Below are 7,825 nucleotides of genomic sequence, written 5' to 3'. Positions count from 1 at the left end.
CCCCGGAAGTTGGCGCTCGTTACCCGGGGAAGGGAGTCGCAACTCGACCTGGAGGGCAACCTGATCCTGCCGTGGACCGGGCGCATCGATTTTAGTTACGAACTCAGCGGTCAGCAGCTGTCCCGGCTTGGCCCGCTGATCCACCGTCCGCTGCCCGATCTGCGCAAGTTCTCGATCCGGGGCGCGATAGCAATGGACGGCGAAACGCTGAACCTGACCGATCTGGCGGCTGCGGCAGACGGCCTCGAAGCAGAGGCAAACGTTACGGTGTCCGGTCTGCAGACCAGGCCCGCCATCTCCGGATCGATCGCAATTGCAGGTCTCGACCTCGCTTCCCTCCCGGGCCGCCCGCCACCCACCAACGCCCCTGCAGCCGAGGAAACGCGCCTCCTGCCCAGGGTGGAACTGCCGGTGGAAGCCCTGCGTGCCATCGACATGGACCTCGACCTCCATCTGACCGATCTCAAGTGGCGTGACGAATCGATCGGCTTGTTCCAGTTGAAAACCAGGCTGAAGAATGGAAACCTGCTCGTCGATCCGATTCGCGGCGACCTGACCGGCGGCGGCAACCTGCTCGGGCGCCTGGAGTATCGTGCAGCCCTCAGGACCCCCACCGCGAACATCGACATCAACGCCAACGACTTCAACTACGGCAGGTGGCTCAACGGCGGGGACATGTCCGCATCGGCCCGCGGCCTGGCCGATTTTCATCTGGACCTGGCGGGCAGAGGCAGGACGACGAGGCAGCTGCTGACAAGCGCCTCCGGGGTGCAGACCATCGTCGCGGGTCCGGTCAGGATCAAGGGGAAGAACCAGCTCCGTGCTACGGTAAACATCATGAACGTCGTCAACGCCATGTTCCCGCGGGCCCTGAAGAGGCTGGAAGGCGGCCGCGGGAAAGCGGGTATCATCTGCTTTGCGTCGCACTGGGACGTGAACGATGGCGTCGGCAGGAGCGACGAGATCATCCTCGACGGTCTACACACCGACATCGCGGCCAGTGGTGCGGTCAACCTCTACTCGGAGGAGATCGATTTGCTTGTTTACCCTCGCAGCAAGGGGGTGGGACTGATCGACGTCGCCATTCCGGTCAGGGTTACAGGCACGATCACCATGCCACATATCGAGGCCGCGGAGATCCCGAGGGTCAGTGCACTGGGATTTCTGAATCTGTCCTTGGCCAACCCCAGGTACCTGGTGGAGACCCTGGAAGGCCTGCCTTCGGTGCTTACCGATATCGACAAGACTTCGGAAGGAGTGGAAACGAACCGCTGCACGGAAGCCATCGTCAAGAGTGACGAAAGATCTTCCGCTGCAAAAGACATCCGAGGCCTCGGTAGCCGCATTCGCGGCCTGCTGCAACGCTTCGAAGGAAACGGAACCCCTCCACAGCCCGACAGCACAGACCCTTGAGGAAGGATCAGCGACATGAACCAACACCCCATCCGGATGCTCGCCATCCTGTCCGTGCTCCTGCTCGCCGCCGCAGAGGCTAACGCGACACAATTGCGACTCGTGACGAGCGTCTGGCCACCCTACGTTGCGGAGAACCTGCCCAATGGCGGCCTGGCCATGGACATCGTGCAAACCGCTTTCGAGCGGGCCGGCTACTCGACCGACGTCAAGGTACAGCCTTGGACGCGCAACCTGCAGGGTGTGGAGATCGGCGTCTATGACGTAGTCTGTACGATCTGGTACACGGACGAGCGCGCCCGGAAACTGGCGTTCAGCGAACCCTACCTGCCGACCGAGATCGTATTCATCAAACGCCGCGGGGGAAACTGGACCTTCCGGTCCATGAGCAGTCTGGACGGCCTGACGGTCGGTACGGTCTACGACTACGCCTACGGAAAGGAATTCGATGAGGCCACCAATTTCCGCAAGTTACCGCAGAAACACCTGCTGCAGAACCTGCTCATACTAATCAACGGGCAAATCGACATGACGCTGGACGACCGGCGCGTTCTGGAGCATGATATCGCCGAATACCTCTCCATGAGTGCGGACAAACTCGAATTCGTATCCCCGCCACTCGAAAAACGCGAGTTGTACATCGCTGTTAGCAGGCAAACCCCCGGTTATGAAAAAATCGTCTCCGACTTCAATCATGCGCTGGCAGGCATGCGAAGTGACGGCACCTACGAAAGCATCCTTGCACGGCACGGCGACGCCAGGTAGCGGATTAGGGGAGATACCACGACGCGCGGTGGAAGCCATCCGGAAACGCGCGCTGAGACGCAGCCTGCTGCAGATCTCGCGCCAGTGCACCATGGAAGAAGAAGCCGGCGAACCCCACGCGATCGCAATCAACGAGGAATGAGGAATGACGATGCGTCGGGGCACACCGTCGGCCTCGTCGCCCGATGGATAACAAATCGGTAAATCCACAGGGGGGGAAACCATCATGAGACAGTGGTTCAGGGCCGGATTCGCCGGCATCTCGTTCTTCGTTCTCGCAACGGTCTGTCTGCCCGTCTCGGCGAACCTCGATGCTTCGGTCAAGGCCCGTGGACTGGTCGACAACGCCAGGGTGACGCTGGACAACATGCTCGCGGATTCACGGAACACGTGGTTCCATGAAAAGTTGAAAGGCGCCAAGGCAATACTGATCGTCCCGCAGATGCTCAAGGGCGGATTTATCTTCGGCGGTTCCGGTGGAAGCGGCGTCATGCTGAACAGGGACGACGCAAACGGCCAATGGAGCTACCCAGCCTTCTACACCATGGGATCGTTCACCTTCGGACTGCAGATCGGGGCGCAAGCCGCCGGCGTCGTATTGCTAGTGATGACGGACCGCGCGGTGGACGCCTTCATGAGCAACAAGGTGCAACTGGCTGGAGATCTGAGCATCGCCGCTGGGCCGATCGGCGGAGGCGCCCAGGCCGCAACGATCGATATCTATGCGTTCTCCAGGAGCAAGGGGGCCTTCGTCGGCGCCACGCTCGAAGGCTCGGTCATCGCGGTGCGCAACAGTCTCAACGAGGCCTACTACAATCAGAATGTAAGACCCGTCAATATTCTCGTCACGCACTCCGTAGTCAACCGTCAGGCGGACCCGCTGCGCCAAGTGCTGGCAAAGGCCGGGCAACCCATGCCCATCGCCTTGTCCCCCGAAAAATCCGCGCCAGTGGATGAAGGTACTCCAGCGAACGCATCTGCTTCGTCGACTTCCGGGACCGTGGCGCCCCAACCTTGATCTTCAAGCGGACCCGGGTTTATCCGACGAGTCCGGAGGCCGCAGACACCCGCAGTTCCAGCACTGGGCAAACTGTCCCTCTATCCGCTCCCTACAACCGGGGCAGTCCCAAGCGTCACGGCCCTCGCCATCGCGCAATGCGGCATCGATCAGGCTGCGCGCAAATTCCGCGTCCCGATTGTCGGCAACCCAGAGTTCCGGCCAGCATTCGTTGACCGGCAGTTCGCCCGCAGCGCTGCCGAGATGTTCGTTCCGAATCACGCAGCGAATGCCCCGGTCTTCGAGCACCTGTTTCAGAAAGCCGGGAAAGACGGCGTTTTGCGCCGTGAATACCTTTCTCACGCGTCACAGACCGCTTTCGCTGCAGATGCCTTCGTCGCAAAACCTCACCCCACCCCCGCCAAGCGCAGTACGAGCCTGACCACGCCCCAGACGATGAGAATGAACAGTCCGGTGAACAACAGGCCGATCAGTACGTAGTGGGAAGGTTTTCCGTGGGCGAAATCGCGTTCGCGATTCGCCGAACTCTGGATCCCCAGAAACGCCGCAAGCACGCTTTTCATAACATCGAAGAACCCGTGGCTCTCTCTCTCGGACATACCGATTTTCCTGATACAGTGAACAACAGACCCGTAAACCGGCCGGCGTTCATGGCGCAACGTCCTGATACGGGAACAGACTGGAATTGTATCGCACCATTCCGGTCCGTGTGGATCGCTCGCTTTCTATCGACGAAACCGGCGCGTCAGTTGCTGCGCTCGGTTCCATCTCGGAGCGTGGTCAACAGGGCGCCTCCGGCGACAAAGAGGATCAGCAGGGACAGCAGCCCGATTCGCGGGTTGCCGGTCAGTCCCCCTACCCAACCGACCATGACCGGCGGCGATCCCCGGCGGGAGGCTCCGTCACCCGCCTGAATAGCGGAATCGAGAACACGGCCCACCACAGCGCCACCAGCACGAAGGCGACCCGGACAGCCTCGCCGGCATTTTCCAGACCGAACAGATCTGGATTCAGGCTCATTCCGACGCACGCCGCGAACAACAGGCCTCCCCCCAGATAGCCAAGACCGAATCCAAGTGCCGAAACTGTCTCGTAGCGGGAACGCGGCGCGACAGTCACCAGCAGGGCATCATAGAAAATGTTGCCACCCATGAATCCGACGGTTGCCAGAAAGTAGGCGATCGCCGCGACCATCCATGCCCCCTGCGAAACGCCGTACAGGCTGGCTGTCGACAGGATGCCGAGCGAGGCAAACGCGAACGGGAAGGTCTTGCGCGATCCGCCGGCATCGGCGATAGCCCCGAGCACCGGGGCACAGAGCACGATGACCAGGCTCGACAACGAGTTGGTCACCCCGAGGCGGAAGGTAATCGCCTCGCCCGCCTCGCCGGCGTTCCAGTAGTCACGGAAGAAGACCGGGAAGAACCCGGACATGACCACCGTGGCGAAGGCGGAATTGGCCCAGTCGTAGAGAGCCCAAGCAACGACCTGTGTTCTACCTCCGGAGGTGCCGGATTCCCTCAAGACAGCGCGCTTCCCGTGGCCGGACCGCTGGCCTTGCCAGACGGCCCGCGCGCGCCTAGAAACGCGACGAATTCGTCCTTTGGCATGGGTCGACCGACATAGTAACCCTGTGCGTAGTCCGCACCATGTGCACGCAACCACATCAGTACGTCCTCGCGCTCGACGAACTCGGCGACGGTCTTCTTGCCAAATACGCGCGCGACCTCGATGACAGCCTGAACCAGTATCTGGTCGTCGGTCTTATCCACCAGGTCCCGGATGAATACGCCATCGATCTTGACGTAGTCCACCGGAAGCTGCTTGAGATACTTCAGGGACGAAAAGCCGGTCCCGAAATCGTCGATGGAAAACGAGCAACCCAGTTCGCGCATCATCTCCATCGCCCCGTGCGCCGTGGCAAAGTCCGTTACCGCCGCGGTCTCGGTAATCTCAAATATCAGGTGTTCGGCTACCCCGGGGTGTTCGTTCAACAGCGCCTTTGCGTTAGGAAAAAACTCCCTGTCGTCAAAGGCATAGGCGGACAGATTCAATGAAATATCGATCTTCAACCCGTCTTCGATGAACACCTCGACCTCAGCTATCGCACGCCGCAGGACATAGTTGTCGATCGCGCGAATCAAACCACTTCGCTCGGCCACGCCGATAAACTCCCCCGGCATCCGCACACTGCCGTCCAGATCCACCATTCGTATCAGTGCCTCGGCGTGCGTGACCACATCGTTCGCCAGATCCAGGATCGGCTGATAGTAGAACACGAGGCGATCCTCCGACAGGGCGCGCTCGACGATTGACTTGGTTTCAAGCTCGGTCTGCATCTGTTCGCGGCCGTGGGCCTCTGCCGAGTACAGTTGCCACCTTCCCCTGCCCGAATCTTTCGCCTGGTACATGGCGAGGTCCGCGATCACCAGCAGGTCGTGCATGTCGTCGCCGTGAGTCGGGAACAGCGCAATGCCGATACTCGCCGACATCCCCTGCGACTGCTGTTCATCGCCGATCCGCAACTCGGATAGTGCCGTCTGTATCTTACCGGCCGTGTCGAAGGCGCCCCCCGCATCGGTTTCCGGAAGCAGAACAGCAAACTCGTCACCGCCCAACCGGCAAACGGTGTCGGTACCTCGTACCGTGGACTGCAACGTCCTTGCGACGGCCTTGAGCACTAGGTCTCCGTTCTGGTGTCCGCTGGCATCGTTGATAACCTTGAACTGGTCGAGGTCGAGATATAGCAGGCTGCCTTCGTGGTCGTAGCGCTTCCCCTCGGCAATGGCGCGCTGCAGTTCTTCCTGGAATCGACGGCGGTTATAGAGGTTGGTCAGAGGATCGTGATCGGCAAGCCAGGCGAAGCGTCGCTCCGCATCTCGCTGTTCGCTCACATCGAGACCCACCGAGAGCACCGTGATGTCACCTTCTCCCGCATCAATGCGGGAGTGCCGCCACGCGATGTCGTGCGCCTCGCCGTCTCGACCTCTGACGCGGGAGTCGTGCTGAAACCGCTGTTTTCGGCCCGCGGCAAGCTCACTTAGCGACCACAGGGTGTCGTCGGTCCTGTCTTTGGGGACGAGAATGTCACTGAATCTCAACCCGCCCCCCGTCTGCGGATCCAGCAGGTCCGAGCCGAAACGATTGATGGCAATGATCCGCTGATCGCTGTCGAGTGTCAGGACGACGGCCTGCGCGGTGTCCAGCAGGCGACGCACGAAATCCCTTTCGCGCTTCAGATCGCGAGCGCGTGCGCTCAATTTCTCGGTCCTCGATTTGACCCCGGCCTCCAGGGTCTCCAGCCGGCGCGACAGGTCGATCGCCGTGGCGTCGAGGATGTCACTCTCGTCGGCAAACCACTTGTAACTCCGCGAGCGCGCAGCGATCGCCGCTCGGGCACTTTCGAAGTCACCGGAGCCGAGCAGAGGCAGGGTCTCGGCAGTGGAGCGCAACCTCGACAACGGGCGCCAGAGCAACGCCGCCAGCAAAAGCTCGGCCACGAGCAGACCGGACACCCCCAGGAAGATGTTCTTCTGGGTAGCGGCCCTGATCTCGACGATGGGCTGACTGACGTCCGAGATCAGGATCCAGGCGCCCATGGATCCGCCGCGGTAGCCTGCGAGCGGGACGGACTGGATCCTGAAATGCAGGCCTTCCCAGGTTTCAAGCACCCCGTCCTGGACCTCCTTCGGGGAATAATTCAGGGTCGTTTCCATCAGGAGGGGAAGGCGGTTCGCCGCAGTCGTCAGCGCCAGCAGGTGCATCTTCCAGGCGGGGAGGACACGACCGGGTCCGGTGCCGTAGGCCGCTGAGTCATCGGCAACGACAAGCCCGATATCGGTTTCCGTCGACGCCTGAAAACCGAGGACGATCTCGCTCAGCGATCGGGCGAACAATACGACGCCTTCCCTTTTCCCATCGACCATCAGCGGGGCGGCTGCATACAGTCTGCATCCCCGCCTGCAAGCCATCGCCGTCACGGGACGTTCTTCCCGGTTCACCTGCTCGATCCAGGGGGGCGAACCGTCGGCGATCGAGGTCAGCGGATCCGCCTGCCCGAAGGCGGCCAGCAGTCGATTGTCCGGCCCGTAGAACCTGGCGGAATCCAGACCCTGATCGAGCTGCAACTCGCTCCAGTACCGGCCGAAGGTCTGAACCAGATCGTTCGGATCTTCGGAGACCAGCGCGGATTCGATACCGCCAAGATCTCCGGTCAGCGACGCCGTCCGCGCAAGTTCGCGTTTGTCGCGCTTGATCAATCCCCTCAGGGCCTTTACCCGCGCTAGGTGCAACAACGCCTGCTGCTGCTCGAACTGCCCGTCGAGACTGGCCTGGCTCAGCAAGGTAAAACCGAAAACGATGCCGATCAGGACGAGACTCGTCAGCGCCATCGCCTTCCATTTCAGGCTGAACTGGCGCTGTCTCGCGGGTGTGACTCGGCTGGGAGGATCGACCTGCGTCATATTGACCGGTGAGTTGGCAAACGACTAAGGCGATTGCCGGAAAATGGCATACCAGATTGCGCCGGATTTTCGTTCGTCATCAAGGCGCGACAACAGGCGCATAGTGGATCTATGTCACTGTTGTCACAACACAGAGGACGGACGAAAAGACAAGCAGGATGGTATG

Annotated in this window: 7 protein-coding genes; 3 read left to right on the top strand and 4 right to left on the bottom strand. The window is 61.1% G+C overall.

Annotated features, from left to right (window positions below; translation table 11 throughout):
- From LJE91_15205 to LJE91_15195, 3 genes are all read left to right on the top strand, one after another.
- The coding region (locus tag LJE91_15205) for an AsmA-like C-terminal region-containing protein (protein MCG6870022.1) at positions 1 to 1,413 on the top strand (1,413 nt) is incomplete at its 5' end.
- 15 nt (positions 1,414 to 1,428) lie between these two features.
- The gene (locus tag LJE91_15200) at positions 1,429 to 2,178 is read left to right on the top strand and encodes a transporter substrate-binding domain-containing protein (protein MCG6870021.1); all 750 of its coding nucleotides are present in this window, start codon (positions 1,429 to 1,431) and stop codon (positions 2,176 to 2,178) included.
- A gap of 226 nt (positions 2,179 to 2,404) precedes the next feature.
- The gene (locus LJE91_15195; GenBank protein ID MCG6870020.1) at positions 2,405 to 3,196 is read left to right on the top strand and encodes a lipid-binding SYLF domain-containing protein; all 792 of its coding nucleotides are present in this window, start codon (positions 2,405 to 2,407) and stop codon (positions 3,194 to 3,196) included.
- Positions 3,197 to 3,199: 3 nt separating this feature from the next.
- Here the strand turns inward: LJE91_15195 and LJE91_15190 are convergent, their stop codons facing one another.
- From LJE91_15190 to LJE91_15175, 4 genes are all read right to left on the bottom strand, one after another.
- Positions 3,200 to 3,538, bottom strand: coding sequence for a DUF2007 domain-containing protein (locus LJE91_15190; protein ID MCG6870019.1), 339 nt, complete (start codon positions 3,536 to 3,538; stop codon positions 3,200 to 3,202).
- A 44-nt stretch (positions 3,539 to 3,582) separates the two neighbouring features.
- Positions 3,583 to 3,795: a DUF2970 domain-containing protein gene (locus LJE91_15185; protein MCG6870018.1), complete on the bottom strand. Its 213-nt coding sequence runs from the start codon at positions 3,793 to 3,795 to the stop codon at positions 3,583 to 3,585.
- 256 nt (positions 3,796 to 4,051) lie between these two features.
- Positions 4,052 to 4,720, bottom strand: a complete 669-nt coding sequence (locus LJE91_15180) for an MFS transporter (GenBank protein MCG6870017.1) — start codon at positions 4,718 to 4,720, stop codon at positions 4,052 to 4,054.
- Positions 4,717 to 7,659 (bottom strand): EAL domain-containing protein, encoded by a 2,943-nt coding sequence (locus LJE91_15175; protein ID MCG6870016.1) that lies wholly within the window; start codon positions 7,657 to 7,659, stop codon positions 4,717 to 4,719. Before LJE91_15175 ends, LJE91_15180 begins: the two co-directional genes overlap by 4 nt.
- Positions 7,660 to 7,825: the final 166 nt, after the last annotated feature.

This window comes from Gammaproteobacteria bacterium, from assembly GCA_022340215.1.
Taxonomy (GTDB): domain Bacteria; phylum Pseudomonadota; class Gammaproteobacteria; order JAJDOJ01; family JAJDOJ01; genus JAJDOJ01.
The sequence above is the reverse complement of the archived record's forward strand: the minus strand, read 5'-3'. Positions and strand labels throughout refer to the sequence as shown.